The organism is Pseudarthrobacter oxydans (assembly GCF_034258515.1).
Lineage (GTDB): Bacteria > Actinomycetota > Actinomycetes > Actinomycetales > Micrococcaceae > Arthrobacter.
Genome location: NZ_CP139438.1, coordinates 500,111 through 516,084 on the forward strand (window position 1 = coordinate 500,111; position 15,974 = coordinate 516,084).

At 66.0% G+C, this 15,974-nt stretch carries 21 protein-coding genes; 12 read left to right on the plus strand and 9 right to left on the minus strand.

Going from position 1 to position 15,974, the window contains the following annotated elements; all coding sequences use genetic code 11:
- Positions 1-41 precede the first annotated feature (41 nt).
- The 4 genes from SMD14_RS02255 to SMD14_RS02270 all read left to right on the plus strand — a co-directional run bounded on the left by SMD14_RS02255 (position 42) and on the right by SMD14_RS02270 (position 2,384).
- Positions 42-491: a hypothetical protein gene (locus SMD14_RS02255; protein WP_321215174.1), complete on the plus strand. Its 450-nt coding sequence runs from the start codon at positions 42-44 to the stop codon at positions 489-491.
- On the plus strand, positions 488-1,288 hold the full coding sequence (locus tag SMD14_RS02260) for an AzlC family ABC transporter permease (RefSeq protein ID WP_321215175.1): 801 nt from the start codon (positions 488-490) through the stop codon (positions 1,286-1,288). The genes SMD14_RS02255 and SMD14_RS02260 overlap by 4 nt, the downstream gene beginning before the upstream one ends.
- Positions 1,285-1,596, plus strand: a complete 312-nt coding sequence (locus tag SMD14_RS02265; RefSeq protein WP_157239514.1) for an AzlD domain-containing protein — start codon at positions 1,285-1,287, stop codon at positions 1,594-1,596. The genes SMD14_RS02260 and SMD14_RS02265 overlap by 4 nt, the downstream gene beginning before the upstream one ends.
- Positions 1,597-2,057: 461 nt before the next feature.
- Positions 2,058-2,384: a hypothetical protein gene (locus SMD14_RS02270; protein WP_231754822.1), complete on the plus strand. Its 327-nt coding sequence runs from the start codon at positions 2,058-2,060 to the stop codon at positions 2,382-2,384.
- Positions 2,385-2,393: 9 nt separating this feature from the next.
- On the opposite strand, the gene SMD14_RS02275 is transcribed toward SMD14_RS02270, so the two are convergent.
- Both SMD14_RS02275 and SMD14_RS02280 read right to left on the minus strand, forming a co-directional pair.
- Complete coding sequence (locus tag SMD14_RS02275) at positions 2,394-2,618, minus strand: hypothetical protein (RefSeq protein ID WP_104996592.1); 225 nt, start codon at positions 2,616-2,618, stop codon at positions 2,394-2,396.
- A 148-nt stretch (positions 2,619-2,766) separates the two neighbouring features.
- Positions 2,767-3,402 carry a TetR/AcrR family transcriptional regulator gene (locus SMD14_RS02280; protein ID WP_157239512.1) on the minus strand — a complete coding sequence of 212 codons (636 nt, stop codon included), beginning with the start codon at positions 3,400-3,402 and terminating at the stop codon, positions 2,767-2,769.
- 121 nt (positions 3,403-3,523) lie between these two features.
- Here SMD14_RS02280 and SMD14_RS02285 point away from each other — a divergent pair, with 121 nt between their 5' ends.
- From SMD14_RS02285 to SMD14_RS02310, 6 genes are all read left to right on the plus strand, one after another.
- A complete protein-coding gene (locus SMD14_RS02285) occupies positions 3,524-3,847 on the plus strand; it encodes a thiamine-binding protein (RefSeq protein ID WP_157239511.1) in 324 nt (107 codons plus the stop codon).
- Positions 3,848-3,918: 71 nt separating this feature from the next.
- Positions 3,919-4,596, plus strand: a complete 678-nt coding sequence (locus tag SMD14_RS02290) for an O-methyltransferase (RefSeq protein WP_157239509.1) — start codon at positions 3,919-3,921, stop codon at positions 4,594-4,596.
- A gap of 105 nt (positions 4,597-4,701) precedes the next feature.
- Positions 4,702-5,181, plus strand: a complete 480-nt coding sequence (locus tag SMD14_RS02295) for a DNA starvation/stationary phase protection protein (protein ID WP_321215176.1) — start codon at positions 4,702-4,704, stop codon at positions 5,179-5,181.
- A gap of 119 nt (positions 5,182-5,300) precedes the next feature.
- Positions 5,301-6,338 (plus strand): acyl-CoA dehydrogenase family protein, encoded by a 1,038-nt coding sequence (locus SMD14_RS02300; RefSeq protein ID WP_321215177.1) that lies wholly within the window; start codon positions 5,301-5,303, stop codon positions 6,336-6,338.
- On the plus strand, positions 6,332-7,738 hold the full coding sequence (locus SMD14_RS02305) for a bifunctional PIG-L family deacetylase/class I SAM-dependent methyltransferase (protein WP_321216330.1): 1,407 nt from the start codon (positions 6,332-6,334) through the stop codon (positions 7,736-7,738). The genes SMD14_RS02300 and SMD14_RS02305 overlap by 7 nt, the downstream gene beginning before the upstream one ends.
- 20 nt (positions 7,739-7,758) lie before the next feature.
- Positions 7,759-8,478, plus strand: coding sequence for a glycosyltransferase (locus SMD14_RS02310; protein ID WP_321215178.1), 720 nt, complete (start codon positions 7,759-7,761; stop codon positions 8,476-8,478).
- A 72-nt stretch (positions 8,479-8,550) separates the two neighbouring features.
- On the opposite strand, the gene SMD14_RS02315 is transcribed toward SMD14_RS02310, so the two are convergent.
- From SMD14_RS02315 to SMD14_RS02340, 6 genes are all read right to left on the minus strand, one after another.
- Entirely contained in the window at positions 8,551-8,727 is a 177-nt protein-coding gene (locus tag SMD14_RS02315; protein WP_157239504.1) for a CsbD family protein, read from the minus strand.
- A 131-nt stretch (positions 8,728-8,858) separates the two neighbouring features.
- A complete protein-coding gene (locus SMD14_RS02320; RefSeq protein WP_157239502.1) occupies positions 8,859-9,116 on the minus strand; it encodes a hypothetical protein in 258 nt (85 codons plus the stop codon).
- 357 nt (positions 9,117-9,473) lie between these two features.
- Entirely contained in the window at positions 9,474-10,673 is a 1,200-nt protein-coding gene (locus SMD14_RS02325; RefSeq protein ID WP_157239500.1) for a YihY/virulence factor BrkB family protein, read from the minus strand.
- A gap of 140 nt (positions 10,674-10,813) precedes the next feature.
- Positions 10,814-11,476: a DUF3618 domain-containing protein gene (locus SMD14_RS02330; RefSeq protein WP_321215179.1), complete on the minus strand. Its 663-nt coding sequence runs from the start codon at positions 11,474-11,476 to the stop codon at positions 10,814-10,816.
- Entirely contained in the window at positions 11,473-11,904 is a 432-nt protein-coding gene (locus tag SMD14_RS02335) for a phage holin family protein (protein WP_321215180.1), read from the minus strand. Before SMD14_RS02335 ends, SMD14_RS02330 begins: the two co-directional genes overlap by 4 nt.
- On the minus strand, positions 11,904-12,890 hold the full coding sequence (locus tag SMD14_RS02340) for a hypothetical protein (RefSeq protein ID WP_157239498.1): 987 nt from the start codon (positions 12,888-12,890) through the stop codon (positions 11,904-11,906). The genes SMD14_RS02335 and SMD14_RS02340 overlap by 1 nt, the downstream gene beginning before the upstream one ends.
- Positions 12,891-13,104: 214 nt before the next feature.
- On the opposite strand from SMD14_RS02340, the gene SMD14_RS02345 reads away from it, so the two are divergent.
- On the plus strand, positions 13,105-13,764 hold the full coding sequence (locus SMD14_RS02345) for a hypothetical protein (RefSeq protein ID WP_321215181.1): 660 nt from the start codon (positions 13,105-13,107) through the stop codon (positions 13,762-13,764).
- Here the strand turns inward: SMD14_RS02345 and SMD14_RS02350 are convergent.
- On the minus strand, positions 13,761-14,816 hold the full coding sequence (locus SMD14_RS02350) for an NAD-dependent epimerase/dehydratase family protein (protein ID WP_321215182.1): 1,056 nt from the start codon (positions 14,814-14,816) through the stop codon (positions 13,761-13,763). The two genes, SMD14_RS02345 and SMD14_RS02350, sit on opposite strands and share 4 nt — an antisense overlap.
- Positions 14,817-15,031: 215 nt before the next feature.
- Here SMD14_RS02350 and SMD14_RS02355 point away from each other — a divergent pair, with 215 nt between their 5' ends.
- Positions 15,032-15,931 (plus strand): sigma-70 family RNA polymerase sigma factor, encoded by a 900-nt coding sequence (locus SMD14_RS02355; protein ID WP_409339702.1) that lies wholly within the window; start codon positions 15,032-15,034, stop codon positions 15,929-15,931.
- The last annotated feature ends 43 nt before the right edge of the window (positions 15,932-15,974 follow it).

Below are 15,974 nucleotides of genomic sequence, written 5' to 3' on the forward strand. Positions count from 1 at the left end.
TGGTTTCGGCGCTTCCGGCGGTGCTGTGATTGAGTTGAACCATGCCTCTTCCCCGCTCCGGCCGGGCCGCCCAACACCTTTCTGCTGCAGCCATGAGCGCACTGCTCCTGGCCAGCGCCATGAAGCACTTCCGCGACCCCGGCTTCTACCGCCAGGTGGTGCCCGATTACCTGTGCCGTGACGACGGCGCTGCGCCCTCGCGGCCCTTCGCCCTCCTTTCGAGGGAGGAATGGATCGCGGTGAGCGGCCTGCTGGAGCTGGCAGCCGCCGTCGGAATCCTGGTCCCTGGAACACGAAAGGCAACCGCCACAGCCACCACCATGATGTTCGCTGCGTTCCTCGCGGGGCATGTCGACGCCCTCCGCCGGGCTTACGGGCCGCGGGGAACCCGGGCGCAGCGGAAGGTGCACAGTGTGCGGCTTCCGCTCCAGGCGCCGCTCATTGCGTGGGCTTGGAGCCTGCGGAAGCCCGCCGTGGGGGCGGGCCTGTGACGCTGCTGGCATCCCCGGCAGTGCGGATGGGCATCTCCATCAGTATCGCCACCGGTCTGTACGGCGTTTCCTTCGGCGCGCTCTCGGTCACGTCAGGGCTCAACTTCTGGCAAACCATGGCCTTGAGCCTGCTCCTGTTCAGCGGCGGCTCGCAGTTCGCTTTCATCGGTGTGGTGGCGGGCGGCGGCTCCGGCATCGCGGCCATGAGCGCTGCCACGCTCCTGGGAATGCGCAACGGGATCTACGGCATGCAGTTGAACGCCCTCCTGCACCCCACGGGCTGGCGCAAGTACGTGGCTGCCCAGTTGACCATCGATGAATCCACGGCCACAAGCTCCGGCCAGGCGGACCCCGCTGAACAGCGCCGCGGGTTCTGGGCCGCGGGCATCGGAATCTACGTGCTGTGGAACCTGTTCACCGCCGTCGGTGCGCTCGCCGGCAGCGGCCTGGGCGATCCAAAACAGTGGGGACTGGACGGCGCAGCGGTGGCTGCATTCCTTGGCCTGCTGTGGCCGCGGCTCAAGGGACGCGAGCCCGTTGCCATCGCCGTTGTGTGCGCCGTGGCCACCGTGGTAGCCGTTCCCTTTGTCCCTGCCGGCGTCCCAATCCTCGTGGCGGCGGTGGTGGCTGCCGTGATCGGCTGGTTCAGCCACGGCCGCAGTGATGAAGGCCTGGAGCCGGATGTCGACCCCTACCGGGAACGCCACCGGCATGGCGGCAGGGGCAGCAGCCCCCTCGCGGGCCCGCATGAAGGCCGGGCCAGCGCGCAGGAGACAGGACAGGGGACAGCCGAATGAGTCTCTGGATCTGGCTCCTGATTGCCTGCGCCCTGGCCTACGCCTGGAAGCTGGTGGGCTACTTTGTCCCGGCCCGGCTGCTCGAAGATCCGAGGATGTCCCGTGTGGCCGGCACCATGACCATCGGATTGCTGGCATCCCTGACCGTGGTGAACACTTTCGCAACCGGCCAGTCGCTGGTTGCTGACGCAAGGCTGGGAGCACTCGCGGCTGCCGCCGTAGCCCTGGCGCTCCGGGCGCCGTTCCTGGTGGTGGTGCTGGCCGGAGCGGGCACGGCTGCGCTCTTGAGGATCCTCGGCTGGAATTGAGCGGGCGCCCCTTCCGGAAGCCCATGTTGCGATGTGGTGAAGATCACTCACGTTGTGCTTTCCCGGTTGTACTATAAAAGCGGCTATGCAGTTGGCCATGGGATCTTCAGATGAATGGCGGCCATGGAAAATCAGCTGCACGCGGCCGGGGAAAGAGCCGGGCGTCCTCACCAGACAAACGTTCGACGACGGGCTGGACTGCCTGCCAAACGCTTCTTTACGCGCTTTTCCGGCCTGGCGGATGTTCCGGCCGAGGACCTGGAGTCCCTCTCCCGGAGCCTGTGGAAGTCATTTGAGCTTGATCCCGCATCCCAAATTCCGGCACTGCAGGCCCTGGTGCGCCAGGAGCTTCGGGGCAGGGGGGATCCCGGCGAATAGCAGGCCGTGATCCCTGGGGCCTGTCTATGGTGGACTGGAACCAGGCCGCATTCCACTGCGGCGGCCATGAAGGAGGAACCGACATGAATGACGACATGAACGATCAGTCACGTCCGGAGCAGCCGGAGCATGGCCAAGGTGCTGACGGCGGCGCAGCCCGGGACACTGATTCCCGGGAGGCCGATGCCCGGGAGGCCGCGAAGAAGACGGCCGCAAAACCAGGACCCGACGTGCACGCACCGGAGCGGCACGGGAAGCCGCGGCAGGGCTACCTTGATCCAAGCGGTTCCGAAGGTTCCAGGGAGATGCGCGATACTGCACGGCGCCGCAGGGACGCGGAGGAAAAGCTGCAGCAGCACCTGATGGAAGCCAAGGACCATGTTCCCAACGAACACCACGGGCACCACTAAGGCATAGGGTCAGGCCACCCCGTGGGCTTCGCCGTCAGGCGAGCCGGCCCTGCGGCTGCATTCTTCGACAGCCATCTCATACCAGGTCTCCACACCAAATTCGGGCTCGGGCGTGTCCAGGTTCTGGTAGAGGGCATCCAGCAGGTGTGCCAGTTCTTCCGCGGTCATCGTGGGGAGGATTTCCTCCGGCCCGCGGGGATCATTGAGGTAAAGGTTCAGCTTTGAGCTGTTCATCTTAGTGCGGCCGTTGCCCGGGCGAGGTACTTGGATTGCTGCATGCGTCACTCCAAAATCAAGACACAGAGGGCTGGCTGCGTAACCCTTTCTGAAGTCTAGTGGCACCCTCAGGACGCCCACAATGGGGTTGCCGTTCAGTGGATTGCTAGCCCGGCTGGGTCTCCGCCAGGGGAGACGGCGGGACTGGCACATGCGCCGGAAGCGGCCGGGACGGCCGGGACGTGCGGATGGCATCCTCGATCAGGGCCAGCGGCCGGCGCCAGGCGTCGGACCCTGGCTCCATGGTGTCCACTACGCCAATGAGCATTGCGAGCAGCCGGAACATGTCGGTCATGGAGATGTCCGCACGCAGGCTTCCCTGGCCCTGCCCGCGCACCAGCAACACGCTGATTGATTCCATGAGTGAGCCCGTAATGCCGGTCAGGAGCTCACGACGGCCCGCGACGGCGCCCAGCAGGTTGGCATCAGCGCTGGCAGCAGCCATCAGGGCCTCGAGGACCCGCAGCAGTCCGGCGGTCGCGTCGATATTGGCCAGGGCGTCGTCGATCACGGGGTCCACTGTCAGGCGCAGCTGCCGGTTGAGCGCGGCGAGGACCAGCTCTTCCTTGTCAGCGAAGTTCCGGAAGAGGGTGGCCGGGCCCACTCCCGCCGTTGCCGCGATGGTCTGCAGCGGTACTTCGGGGCCATACTCGCGGAAGCACTGGCGCGCCGCTGTGATGATCTTGTCCACGTTCCGCGCTGCGTCGGCGCGGAGCGGCTTGCGGACGACTGCGAGGCTCATGCGAAAAGGTTAGCAATGGAGCTTTCGGCGTTCACTGTTACTGGAGGGTAGTGGGTTATGTGACGCGCCAGGCCACCCGTTTCCCCCTGCAGCCCTGCAGGATGCATGGCACACTGGCACCATGTTGCTTGCGTTTTCTGTTGCCCCCTCCGGCGCGCCCAGCGAAGGTTCCCGTCCCTCCGATGCTTCAGTGCACGACGCCGTTGCGGCCGCCGTCAGGATCGTCCGGGAATCGGGGCTTCCCAACAAGACGGATTCGATGTTCACCACCATCGAAGGCGAATGGGACGAAGTTTTTGACGTAGTGAAGCGGGCCACCGAGGCAGTGGGACGGTACGGAAGCAGGGTGTCCCTGGTCATCAAGGCCGATATCCGGCCCGGCTACACCGGCGAGCTGACGGCAAAAGTGGACCGACTGGAAGAAGCGCTCGCTGACGGTTCCTGACCCGCGGCGGCCGCATCCGCCGTCGGCCTTTTGCTCTGGACCCCGGCGCGGGCCCGTGCCAGACTGTGGCAATGTTCGAGCACAAGCCCCGGCCAGAGTGGATTGCGGCTGAAGAATACCTGTCCGACGTCGTCGTCCGTCCGGATTCCGCCCTGCAGCAGGCCATTCGCTCCGCCGAAGAGGCCGGCATGCCCGCCATCGAAGTGGCTCCCAACGCCGGAAAGCTGCTCAAGCTCCTGGTCCAAATCTCCGGAGCCCGCCGCGTGCTCGAAATCGGCACCCTCGCCGGCTACAGCACGATTTGGATGGGCCGGGGCCTTCCCGACGGCGGCAGCCTGGTCACCTGCGAGTTCCTGCCCAAGCATGCAGAGGTTGCCTGGGCCAACATCGACGCCGCCGGCTTGGGGGAAAAGGTCGAAATCCGGCTGGGACCCGCGCTGGAAACGCTGGCCGCACTTGAGGAAGAAGCCCGGGAACCATTCGATTTCATCTTCATCGATGCGGACAAGGAGAACAACAGCGGTTACCTGGACTGGGCCGTCCGGCTGGGCCGGCCCGGGTCGACGGTGGTGCTGGACAATACCGTGTGGGAGGGAGCCATCCTTGACCCCGGGATGGACCCGGTCAACGCGCCGGGAATCATCGACGCGCTGAAACTCCTCGGCGAGCATCCCCGGCTCGATGCCACTGTTATCCAGACGGTGGGCTCGAAAGGCTGGGACGGATTCGCGCTGGCCCGCATCCGGTAGCGCTGTGCTCATTTTGCCGCGCTCGATACTGGAACTGCTAAGTATGCTTAGAATGAATTTTCGGCTGGAGTTCGGCCGGACAGAGAGCAGCAGCGGAGGAAACTGATGAAAGCGTCACCCACCCTGGCCGGCAATCTGCAGACGGTGCTTACCGATCTCATCGAACTGCACCTGCAGGGAAAGCAAGCCCACTGGAACGTTGTGGGCACGAATTTCCGTGACCTGCACCTGCAGCTTGACGAGATCATTGCCGCTGCCCGGCTCTTCGCCGACCAGGCTGCTGAACGCATGCGCGCCCTGCACGCCCTTCCGGATGGCCGCAGCAGCACTGTCTCGGCCGGCAGCCGGCTGGACGAATTTCCCGCAGGGCTGACCTCCACGAAAGAGACGGTCAAGCTCATTACGGCCAGGCTGGAGCGTACGGTCCAGACCATGCGGGATGTCCATGATGAAGTGGATGAGGAGGATCCCACCAGCGCGGACCTGCTCCACGCGGCCATCGAGCGGCTGGAGCAGCTTGCCTGGATGGTCAACGCCGAGACCATGGCGGCCACGGCATCCGTCACCGAGCCGGCAGGCAAGTAGGCGCCGCCGCCCCGATGCCGGAACTCTCCGAAGAACACAGCCCATCACCGGCCGGTAACGCGCCGGCCAGCCCACACACACTGGTCCGGCTGTCCGCGAACGGGGTACGGCCTGGCGGTGTGGATGCCTTGTTCCAGGCCGTCTCCTCGGCCGTCGGCGACGTCCCCGCGTTGCTTGCATTGGCCCGCGACGCCGGGAAGGAGTGGCCGCGGCCCGGCGAAGGCAATACCGGGCTTCTCTGGGAGCTCCTGGCAACGATGGCCGCCATTGACGTCGCTGCTGCCCGCGTCTTCGAGCCGCACCTGGATGCCCTGGCCATCCTTGCGCAGGCGGGCCATGATCCTGCCCATGCCACGGGGACGTGGGGTGTATTCGCCGCGGAAGGTCAAGGCTTCCGGCTCAAGGCGGAAGCCAAGGGTTCCTCGGTTTTGCTCACTGGATCCAAACCCTGGTGCTCCCTGGCCCCGTTGCTTGACCACGCGGTGGTCACGGCCCACACGGACGACGGCGGCCGGGCGGCCTTTGCAGTGGACCTGCGCCACGCCGGCGTGACCTGCGGGGAACCGGCGTGGGTGGCACGGGGTTTGCGGGAAATTCCCAGCGGGCCGGTGCGGTTCGACAGGGTCCCCGCTGAGCCGTTGCAGGGAACCAACTGGTATTTCAGCAGGCCCGGGTTTGCCTGGGGCGGCATGGGTGTGGCCGCGTGCTGGCTTGGCGGGGCTGTCGGCATTGCCCGGGATTACCGGGATTCCCTGCATGCCGGAATTCTTTCAGGCCGGGAGCCTGACCAGATTGCGCTTGCCTCACTCGGCGAACTGGACCGCATCCTTACCTCCACACTTCAGTATTTGGCAGGAACGGCGGAGCGCATTGACCGCCGGGAACGGGACTCCCTGGAACAGGGAACTGCCGGGCAGGGGACCGCCGGGCAGGCATCGGCGTGGAGCGATGCGCTGCGGGTGCGCGGAACCTGTGCCGCCGCCGTCGAACGCGTCTTGTCGGTGGTCGGCAGCAACCGGGGCCCGGCCCCGCTGGCCTTCGACGAGAAGTATGCCAAACGGACGGCCGACCTGGCACTGTACGTCCGCCAGCACCATGGCATGCGCGACGACGCCCAGCTGGGCGCCCTGGCCCTGAAGGGGGACGCGTGGTGGTGACCTTCCTGCACACGGACGAGGGGACTGACGAGTCCGCCTGGGCGGGAGGGGGACTCGCAGTCCTTCCGGAACTTCCGCTGGGTCCGCAGGAGCTGGCCGCCATGAAGTTCCTGGTCCTGGCCGCCCACCCGGACGACGAGACGCTCGGAGCGGGCGGCCTGCTGGCACGGCTTCAAACACTCGGCGCAGAGGTGGAGGTGCTGTTGTTCACGGCAGGGGAGGCCTCACACCCCGCCTCCACCACCGTCTCCCGGGAAGAGCTGACCGCCATCCGCCTGGCAGAGTTCGCAGCTGCCCTCGAATCCCTGGGGCTCAAAGACCGCTGGCGCTACCATGGCCTGCCGGACAGCGGCCTGGCGGAGCACGCCGGGGCCATCACCCGCTGTGTCAGTGAGGCCGCGGCGGGACTGGCCGCACCCGCGGGCCGGCTCGCCATTGTTGCGCCCTACCGGGCCGACGGGCACGGAGACCATGAGGCCCTGGGCGCTGCCGCCGCTTCTGTTGCTGCCGACGGCGGTTATGCCCTGCTGGAGTACCCCATCTGGTACTGGCACTGGGCCGGGCCCGGGCACTCCGACTGGCAGTCCTGGGTACGGCTGCCATTAGAACCGGGCGAAGAGTCCTTAAAGGCGCAGGCCTTGCAGGAGCACACCAGCCAGACGCGGCCCCTTTCGCCGCACCCCGGCGACGAAGTCCTCCTGGATGAGTCCTTCCTGCGCCATTTCTCCCGGCCCTTTGAGACTTTCGCCTGGACTGCTCCGCAGGAGTTTCCGGCCGGAAAGCAGGACGCCGCCGACAAGGCGCCCCATACCAGCAAGGACGCCCGGCGCATCTTTGACGGTGTCCACTCCAGGGAACCGGACCCCTGGCACTACACCACCAGCTGGTACGAGCGGCGGAAGCGCGCGCTGACGTTGGCAGCGCTGCCCGCCGAACACTATGCCTCCGGGCTGGAGCTCGGCTGCTCCATCGGGATGCTGACAGCCGATCTTGCTGCACGGTGCACGAACCTGCTGGCCGTCGATGCCAGCGGCGCCGCCCTGGAACAGGCAGCCGAACGCCTGGCCCCTTTCCCGGGAGTAGCAGCCAGGCAACTGACGCTTCCCGGTGAGTGGCCCGACGGAAGCTACGACCTTGTGGTGATGTCCGAGGTGGGGTATTACCTCGCCGCCGATGAGCTCGATGTGTTGCTCGAAAGGATCAGGGAATCCGTTGTGCCGGGCGCCGCCCTGGTGCTGTGCCACTGGCGGCATCCCATCTCGGGCTGGGCGCTCGACGGCGAAAGGGTCCACACGCGGGCACGGGACCGTTTGGCGTGGCCCACTGCCGGCCTGTACCGGGAACGCGACTTCCTGCTTGAAACCCTGATAGCGCCCAACGCCTCGGTGCCTGCCCCTTGACGCCGGTTGAGAGGGTGGCCGTGGTAATCCCGGTTCACAATGAGGAAGACCACCTGGACGCCGCCCTCACCGGCGTTACGGCCGCCGCTTCGAGACTGCAGCTGGCCCAGCCTGGAATTGGCGTGCGGGTACTGGTGGTCCTTGACTCCTGCACCGATGGTTCTGCTGCCATTGCAGCCACCTTCACTGCCAGGAACAGCTGTTTTTCTGCCGTGCCGGTCGCCTTCCGCAGCGTCGGGCGGAGCAGGCGTGCCGGGATCTGGCAGGTGCTCGGCGCTTCAAGCGACGACGGTCCTGAGGCCGCGGCAGGACTGTGGCTGGCCAACACTGACGCCGATTCGGTTGTTCCGGACAACTGGCTCGTGGGTCAACTGGAGATAGCTGCAGCGGGGGCCGATGCGGTCCTCGGGTCCGTGGAAGTGGATCCTGCGGGTGTCACGCCGGACTTGCTAAGCCGTTGGGAGTCCATGCACCCGTTCGCGGAAGACCATCCGCATGTGTTCGGAGCAAATTTCGGCATCCGCGGCTCGGCATACCTTCAGGCCGGCGGGTTCCCGCGCCACCTCGCACATGAGGACCGGGTGCTGGCGGCGCGGCTGCGGGAGAAGGGGTTTGACGTAAGGGCCACTGACACCGTCAGGGTGCGGACCTCGGGCCGGACACAGGCGCGGGCCCCGCAGGGGTTCGGCGCCTACCTGCGCACGCTCGGCATGGACATCGCACTGGCGCCGGAGAATTAGGCCAGCGCGGGACTGGACGGCTTAAACGGAAAGGGTCCGCTGCGTTTCCGCAGCGGACCATTTCCAGGAGGACTAGTCCTTTCGGAATGCGTCCTTGACCTTTTCGCCGGCCTGCTTCAGGTCAGCTTTGGTCTGGTCCATCTGGCCCTCAGTCCGGAGGCTTTCGTCATCAGTTGCCTTACCGGCCGCTTCCTTTGCTTTGCCGCCCATCTTCTCGGCGGCATTGTCAATCTTGTCGTCCAAACCCATGGCATTTCTCCCTTCGGCTTGTGGCCTGCGGCAATGCGCATGCCGTTCTCCCATGCTAGCCAGCCTGGGGTGTTGTTCAACAGGTCGCTGGCTGGATCCGCCAGGCAGTTGGCCGCAAAGCCGGGGGATGCTCAGACCAGGTCAGGGGCGCTGGCCACGATGTAGTCCGCGGCCGCGGGTCCGGTCATCGACAGGTTGTTGCTGTCCGGGTTGATTTCGTGTGTCTGCAACGCCGCCCACAGTGCTTCCGGCGGCTGGAGCGAAGCCTTGTGGAGAAGGCACCAACTGGTGTAGAGACCGTACAGCTCATCGCGTCCGAGGCCAAGGCCCGGTTCCCTGTCCGCGACAACTGCTTCGGCAAGAAATTCTTCAAAATGTGTAGCAGGCATGTTCGCTCATTCGGGTTCGACCGTGATGCCGCCGTTTCTGCTTCAGCGGCCCTGCCCGGCCCAGAAAGGCCTTGCAGAATAATCATGAAGGTATGGCAGGCGGCACACTTTGTCCAGTTAGGCCGTCCACCCAGGCCAGGGATTCCGTCCTGAATCGAGGGGGCCGACGGCGACTGGGGGGACTGGCCTCGGTCTCAGAAGAGGCCATCTCGCCGCCGGCCCCGCCTACACCCGGGCCACCATGCCAAACCCGGGAAGATAACAGGACCTCCGCTATCAATTTTCCCCTATCTTGGAAGTCCTGCCTAGCCCCCGGCGGCGGGCCCCGGCAGCGCTCCTGCCGGGGCCCGGTTGCCGTTAGTTCTTCTCGGTGCTTTCTCCGCCGTGGGCGCGGTCCCGGACTTTGTCCCGGACCCTTTCCCGGTGCGGCTCCGTAGGCTGGGCATCGTTCTTGCCGCCGACGTCATTCCCACCGGAAGCCTCATCCTGGCCGTTGGCGGCGCTGTATTTCTCGCGGAGCTCGCGGCCGTGCCTGATGTCTTCCTCTTCCTGTTTCTGCAACTTTTCGCTCTTCTTCGTGTCCCGCGGCGGCAGCTGAATGGTTTCCTCCGCCTCAATGCCGGCCTGCAGCTGCCTTCCCCGCTCCATCTCGGCGTCGAACTCCGCGCCGAATAGCAGGGACATGTTCAGGATCCACAGCCACAGGAGCATGACGATGACGCCGCCAAGGGCGCCATAGGTCTTGTTGTAGTTTCCAAAGTTGCCCACGTAGAACCCGAAGCCAAGGGAGGCCAGCAGGAAGACGAACAGTGCGATGCCGGAGCCCATGCTCATCCACTTGAACTTGGGCTGCTTGACGTTGGGTGTTGCGTAGTACAGTACGGCGATGATGGCGACGATAAGCGCGATCATCACCGGCCACTTGGCAATGTTCCATACGGTCAGGAAAACGCCACTGAGGCCGATCAGGCCGCCCACGGCCTCTGCCACCGGGCCGCTGAGCACCAGCATGCCGGCCAGGACGGCAACAATAACCACAGCCAGGAGCGTGACCACCAGCATTGTGCCGCGCAGCTTGATGAAGGGCCTGCCTTCATCCACCTCGTAGACACGGTTCATTGCCCGGCCGAACGCGCCCACGTACCCGGAAGCCGACCACAGTGCGGTGGCAAGGCCGATGACCAGGGTGAATCCTGCCGCTGGGGCGTTTGCCAGGTCTTGCACCACCCCGCCTACCGTGTCAACAGTCTCGGCCGGGACAAAACCGCTGACGATTTGCAGGAGCGCATTGGTGGTCTTCTGCGGGTCGCCAAAGAGCCCTATCAGGGACACAAGCGCCAGGATGGCCGGAAACAGCGACAAGACCGCGTAGTAGGTCAGGGCTGCGGCGAGGTCAGGGCACTGGTCCTTGGTGAACTCGCGCAGCGTCTTCTTGGCGATGTATTTCCAGTTTGGCTTGTCTAATTCCTTGGGGCTATCCGGCTTCCTGGAGTCGTCCGGATCCGGTGCCTGGCCCGCCTTGGCGGTGCTGGTTTCGGAAGAGTCGTGAGTGGCCATGGGGTGTCCTCTCGATTGGGGCCTGAACCTGACAGGCCGGCTCCGCGGGTTGGCGGGGCCGGCCTGTCAGTGGTGCTTATGTGCCTTTGCGGCGCGCCTATTGCCATGCGGGTGCCACGGCGGGCCGTTGGGTGTTTGGCCTAGGTGTTTTTGACGTTGGAGGTGGCGTCGGTGGCGCGGTCTTTGACGTCGGTGGCGGCGTGTTGGCCTTCGGTTTTGACGTTTTGGGCGGCGTCGGTGGCGGTGGCTTTGACGTTTTCCATGGCTTGCTGGGCGGGTTCCTTGAGGTCCTGGGCCATGTCCTTGGCGGCGTCGGTGACCTGGGTGGCGAGGGGCTCGGCGGCGGTCTTGAGCTGCTGGGCTGCCTCGCGTTCCTTGTCGCTGGCGGGGATCAGGGAGGAGATGAGCATCCCGGCGCCGAACGCGATCAGGCCCGCGGCCAGGGGGTTGCCCTGGGTTTTGGCTTTGACCTGGTCCGGGGCGTTGGAGATTGCGGTGCCGGCGTCGGACAGCGTGGAGGCCACGTTGTCCCTGGCCCCGTGCAGGGTGTCCCCGGTGGAGTGCATCGCGTTGCTGGTGTGCCCGGCGCCGGAGTGCATCCGGTCCTGAACGGTGTTGGTGGCTGAGTCTGCTGTGCCCATGATTTTCTCCTTCACGCCGGTGACCGCGTCTTTTACTTTGTCGGTTTGGCGGTGGACGATGTTGGACGGGGTGACTTTGTCGGCGACCGCGTCAACGTTGGTGCCCAGGCGGGCGCGGGTGGCTTCTATGTCTGAACGGATTGCGTCCGGATTATCGCTCATCGGTTTACCTCACCTGGTTTTAGGGTTGGGGGAATTTCGGACAGGGTCTCGCCGGTCTGGGGCAGGCCCTTGATCTGTTTGAGTTCCTTGCGCCCGATCGAGGCCAGGACCGCGGCGGTGATGCCCCAGACCACGGCGACGATCAGGGCGGCCCAGCCCAGGGGCATCAGGGCGCCGAGGGCGAACATCAGGGCCAGGGACAGGAAGACGAGCACGAAGTGCCCGGCCACGCCTGCGCCGGCGAGCATGCCCGAGCCCTTGCCGGCCTTGGTCGCGGATTGTTTGAGTTCGGCCTTGGCGAGTTCCACTTCCTGGCGCATCAGCGTGGACAGGTCGCGGGTCACGTCCCCGAGCAGCTCACCCAGCGAGGCGTTATCAGCCTTCAGGTGCGCCTCACTCGGCGGCATCTCCGGAATAGAACTACTCATCACAGCCCGCCAGACTGGCCATCCCTGGAGCGGTCCCGGGTGAGGGGATCACCTGCCATAGGATCGTCGGCGAGGTCTCGGTTGCCAAGCGGATCGTCGGCAACCCGGTTTCCGGACCACGGTTCTTCAACCAGCTGGGGGCTGTCCAGTGCGCTGGCCGGACGCGTTGGCTCCCCGTAGCCGCTGCCGGGAGCGCCGCCGTCGTACCCTGCGGTGGTGGTGGCCGGCCCGGGAAGCTGGACCGGAGGAGGCGGCACTGTCCCGCCTGCCGGTGCATACGACTCGGTGTACTGGTCCCCGTACTGCGTACCGGAATACCCGGCGCCCGGGTACTGGCCGGCAAGGCCGGCCGTGGTGGTGCCCGTGCCGTACGAGCTTTCGGGGGCCCCTGCGGTCAGTCCGCGGGTGAGGCGTCCGGCCAGGACGCCTGCGCCGGCTGCGACCAGCAGGAACGTGCCGGGGCGGTTGCGGGCGAACCTCTGGACTTCGCCGAGAAGGTCCCCCGGCTGCTTGGTCTCAAGCCAGGAGGCTACCGTTTCGGTGGTGCTGGCAGCCTGACGGACCAGGTCGCTGGCCACGCCCTGCTGGTCCGGTGCAGCGGCCATGCTCTGCAGCTGGCTGGAAATGGAGCGGATGCCTTCCGCTGCCTTCTGCTGCTGCGTTCCCGCCTGGCTTGTCAGGCCCGACTTCGCCTGGTGCAAAAGATCCTGCGCACTGGTCTTCGCCTCGGAGGCCACATGCGCGGCTTCCTCCTTGGCGGTCTGGGCAACGCCCTGGGCGGAATCCTTGGCCGTGCGCGCAACGTCTGCTGCTTCTTCCCTTGCCGCATCCTTGCGGGAAGCCCCGGAGATGTCGCCGGTCTGGGTTTGGCCATAAGGGGGAGTGGCGGCGGACGGGAAGGTGGCGGCGGACCGCTCACCCGGAATTCCTGTGGAGGCCGGCGGGGCCGTGTAGGCGGGGTCCTCGGGCCATTGGTTCTCTGTCATCTTCGCTCTCTCTTTCCAAGAAGGCCGGTTGTTGATCAAGAACCAGCAATACTGGCCGTAAAATAATAAGCATGATTACTAATAAAAGGTAAGTACCCTTGCTAAGCGAGTTGCATTAGGTTCCAAAAGAGTCGGCCGGTAAGGCGATCGCCTGCCGGGTACATCGAAGTGGAAAGTGGTGGGTAGGTTGGAAACAGCTCCATGGATTTGGGTATTGGTTGCCGTCGTTGTGGTGGTGCTGGTGGTTCTGCTGTTGCTGGCAAGCGGGCGGCGCCGCAAGGCGATGCAGCAGAAGCGGGATGACGCACATCGGGAGAAGGCGGCTGAAATCCGCCGCGAGGCCGAGGCCAAGGAGCTCGATGCCCGCGAGCGCGAAGCGAAGGCGATCCGGGCCAGGGCGGATGCGGAGCAGGCACAGGTGGATGCGGCGCGGTTGCGCCAGCAGGCGGACCAGCAGGCCACGGAGGCCAAGTCGCTCCGCGACGACGTGAACGAACGGACACGCAAAGCCGACGAGCTTGACCCTGACGTCACCTTGGACCCCGACGGCAGGGGCGACCGGCGCGACCGTGCCCACCGCGACGGTGCCCACCGCGACGGTGCCGGCCATGCAGACCGTGAGTACGCCGACCGTGAAGATGTCCGCCACGCCAGCCGCGAGGGTGCCAACCGTGAGGGCGCCGCAGGCGGCCGGGCTGACACTGCCGGGGGCCCGGCATTACGTGATGAAGCCAGCCCCGACGCTGAGCGCACCGACGCGGACCGCACCGATGTTGACCGCGCCGACGTTGACCGGGACGGCCGGCGCAACGAGGGCCCCAATCCTGCCGGGGGTGCCCACGGGGACAGGCAGAATCCCCGCCCGGGCATCTAGTCCACGGGCGAAGGAACGTTCCTCGGTTTCAGGACGGGGGAGGGAGCAACTCCTTCCCCCGTTCCCATGCCCGCCAGTACCTCGGTGACTGCCTCGGTGGATGAGAGCCGGGGTTCCCAGCCAAGTATCCGCCGTGCCCGGCCAGTGTCCATGACGGGGGCTCCGGCCGCCATCTCAATCCACCCGGAGTCTGTGGGCTGGAGCCGCAGCCTCCATGCCGCACCAACGACGGCGTGGAGCAGTCCCATGGGGATGGGCAGGATCCTTCGGGCCCGCAGGATGCGGGCAAGTTCCTGGGGTGTCAGGACGGGTTCGGCTGCAACGTTGAATGCCCCGGAGGCGCGCTGGTCAATGACGCGCCAGTAGGCATCAGCCACATCGTCGGCGTGGACCGCCTGGAAGATGAGGTCCTCCGGGACTGGCAGGACAGGCACCCGCAGCCTCCCCGGCAGGAGCCTTGGGATGAGCGGCCCCAGGAAATATCTCCCGATCTCGCTCCCGGCGTCGCGCTGGAAGATCAGGGCCGGGCGCAGCCTGGCTACGGAGATGCCCGGCTCCGCCGACATGAAAGCGTCCAGGGCTTCTTCCTGCTCCGCCTTGTGCCGGCTGTAGTGTGAACCCGGCATGCCCCGGGCAGGCCACGACTCATCCGTCCGGCGATCCTTGGGAGCCTTGCTGTAGGCGCCCACGGACGACGCGCAGACCACCTGTGTCACGCCGGCCTTCCCGGCTGCGGCAAGGACGTTCCTGGTGCCGGTGACGTTGGTCCGGTACAGCTGCTCAAGGTCCCGGTTGGGCTGGATCTGCCATGCCAGGTGAACGACGGCGTCCACTCCTGCCAGCGCAGCGTCCAGCAGGGGCCGGTCGCTCGCCAGGCCCACGTCAAGGGTGTGCCACTCCACCCCTGAATAGGGTGCCCGGCTGGTGTCAGGGCGGCGCCTGCTGATCCCCGTCAACTGCAGGCTTCCCGGTTTTTGGGACAACTCCGCCTGCAGCTTGCGCAGCAGGGCCGTTCCCGCGTTTCCGCTGGCTCCGGTGATGGCGATGTGCATTGGCAGGGACTCCTTGGCGTGGCCGGCTAGTACCGCTTACAGGGCGAGCCTATAACCGGGAGGGATTGTTTTATAAGCAACCTTATGATTTCCTTCTTCTGAGTCTTGCCGCAGGCTTTCGGACCCCCGACCCGAGGGAACCAACGACAATGCCCGAATACCTTCCCGCACTTGCCGCGGATACTACGGCCGCCCACCAACATCAGCCCGAATTCATGGGAAATAGCCCGTCCCGGGCCAAAATGGGACGGCTGCGCCAGACCTTCGAAAACGATCTTGTGCTTGGCTACCTGGACCTGGCCGAGGCCCTGGCCGCCCGCTTCGAGGCCCGCGGACGCGAGCGGGCCGACCTGAACCAGGTGGCCTATCTGGGGCTGGTCAAGGCGGCCCGCGGCTTTGACCAGTCAAAGGGCGAGAGCTTCCCCGCCTACGCTGCCCCCACCATCACCGGGGAACTCAAGCGGTACCTCCGCGACCGCACCTGGGTGGTCCGGCCGCCCAGGCACATCCAGGACCTGCGTTCCCGGATGTTCCGGGCCGAGCCGGAGCTGACCCAGTCGCTGGGACGGAACCCCAGTGTGGCCGAACTTGCAGGGGCGCTCGATGAGGATCCGGCCGCAGTGCAGGAGGCCATCTCGGCGTCCAGCAGCATGCACCCGGACTCCCTGGACGCCGTCAACCCGCATTCGGACGCGCCGTCCATCGGTGAAGTGCTGGCATGCCCCGAAACGCCGCTGGAACGCCTGGAGGAGCTCGCCTGCCTGCGCGACGCGATCCAGGATCTGGACACAGCGGACCGGGAGCTCCTCTACCGCCGTTACTTCTGCGAGGAGACCCAGGTGCAGCTGGGGAAGCGGCTGGGCATGTCCCAGATGCAGGTCTCACGGCGCCTTGCCAAAGTCCTGGTGGAGCTCCAGCGAAGGCTTGAGGGAAGCTTGCACCCGCGGGAACTGGACGCAGTCCGAGGGAACGCAGTCCACGGAACCGGAAGCCATGGCGCAGGTAGGGCAACGGCCTCCGAAGCGTGCTTGCGGGCCCTCCACGGGCCGGGCAATCCTGCCTGGCCGGGCCGGAACCCGGCCCGCAGGGGCACCGCCCAGGCCAGGAAGAAGTAGCAGCCACGCTCCCGCCGGAGCACCGAAGCCGGCCCTCCCCGGG

Excerpts from the sequence above, each read along its gene's own strand:
- SMD14_RS02255 (WP_321215174.1), top strand. The coding sequence starts at position 42 with ATGCCTCTTCCCCGCTCCGGCCGGGCCGCCCAACACCTTTCTGCTGCA.
- SMD14_RS02265 (WP_157239514.1), top strand. The coding sequence starts at position 1,285 with ATGAGTCTCTGGATCTGGCTCCTGATTGCCTGCGCCCTGGCCTACGCC.
- SMD14_RS02270 (WP_231754822.1), top strand. The coding sequence starts at position 2,058 with ATGAATGACGACATGAACGATCAGTCACGTCCGGAGCAGCCGGAGCAT.
- SMD14_RS02275 (WP_104996592.1), bottom strand. The coding sequence starts at position 2,618 with ATGAACAGCTCAAAGCTGAACCTTTACCTCAATGATCCCCGCGGGCCG.
- SMD14_RS02280 (WP_157239512.1), bottom strand. The coding sequence starts at position 3,402 with ATGAGCCTCGCAGTCGTCCGCAAGCCGCTCCGCGCCGACGCAGCGCGG.
- SMD14_RS02285 (WP_157239511.1), top strand. The coding sequence starts at position 3,524 with ATGTTGCTTGCGTTTTCTGTTGCCCCCTCCGGCGCGCCCAGCGAAGGT.
- SMD14_RS02290 (WP_157239509.1), top strand. The coding sequence starts at position 3,919 with ATGTTCGAGCACAAGCCCCGGCCAGAGTGGATTGCGGCTGAAGAATAC.
- SMD14_RS02295 (WP_321215176.1), top strand. The coding sequence starts at position 4,702 with ATGAAAGCGTCACCCACCCTGGCCGGCAATCTGCAGACGGTGCTTACC.
- SMD14_RS02315 (WP_157239504.1), bottom strand. The coding sequence starts at position 8,727 with ATGGGTTTGGACGACAAGATTGACAATGCCGCCGAGAAGATGGGCGGC.
- SMD14_RS02320 (WP_157239502.1), bottom strand. The coding sequence starts at position 9,116 with ATGCCTGCTACACATTTTGAAGAATTTCTTGCCGAAGCAGTTGTCGCG.
- SMD14_RS02325 (WP_157239500.1), bottom strand. The coding sequence starts at position 10,673 with ATGGCCACTCACGACTCTTCCGAAACCAGCACCGCCAAGGCGGGCCAG.
- SMD14_RS02330 (WP_321215179.1), bottom strand. The coding sequence starts at position 11,476 with ATGAGCGATAATCCGGACGCAATCCGTTCAGACATAGAAGCCACCCGC.
- SMD14_RS02335 (WP_321215180.1), bottom strand. The coding sequence starts at position 11,904 with ATGAGTAGTTCTATTCCGGAGATGCCGCCGAGTGAGGCGCACCTGAAG.
- SMD14_RS02340 (WP_157239498.1), bottom strand. The coding sequence starts at position 12,890 with ATGACAGAGAACCAATGGCCCGAGGACCCCGCCTACACGGCCCCGCCG.
- SMD14_RS02350 (WP_321215182.1), bottom strand. The coding sequence starts at position 14,816 with ATGCACATCGCCATCACCGGAGCCAGCGGAAACGCGGGAACGGCCCTG.
- SMD14_RS02355 (WP_409339702.1), top strand. The coding sequence starts at position 15,032 with ATGGGAAATAGCCCGTCCCGGGCCAAAATGGGACGGCTGCGCCAGACC.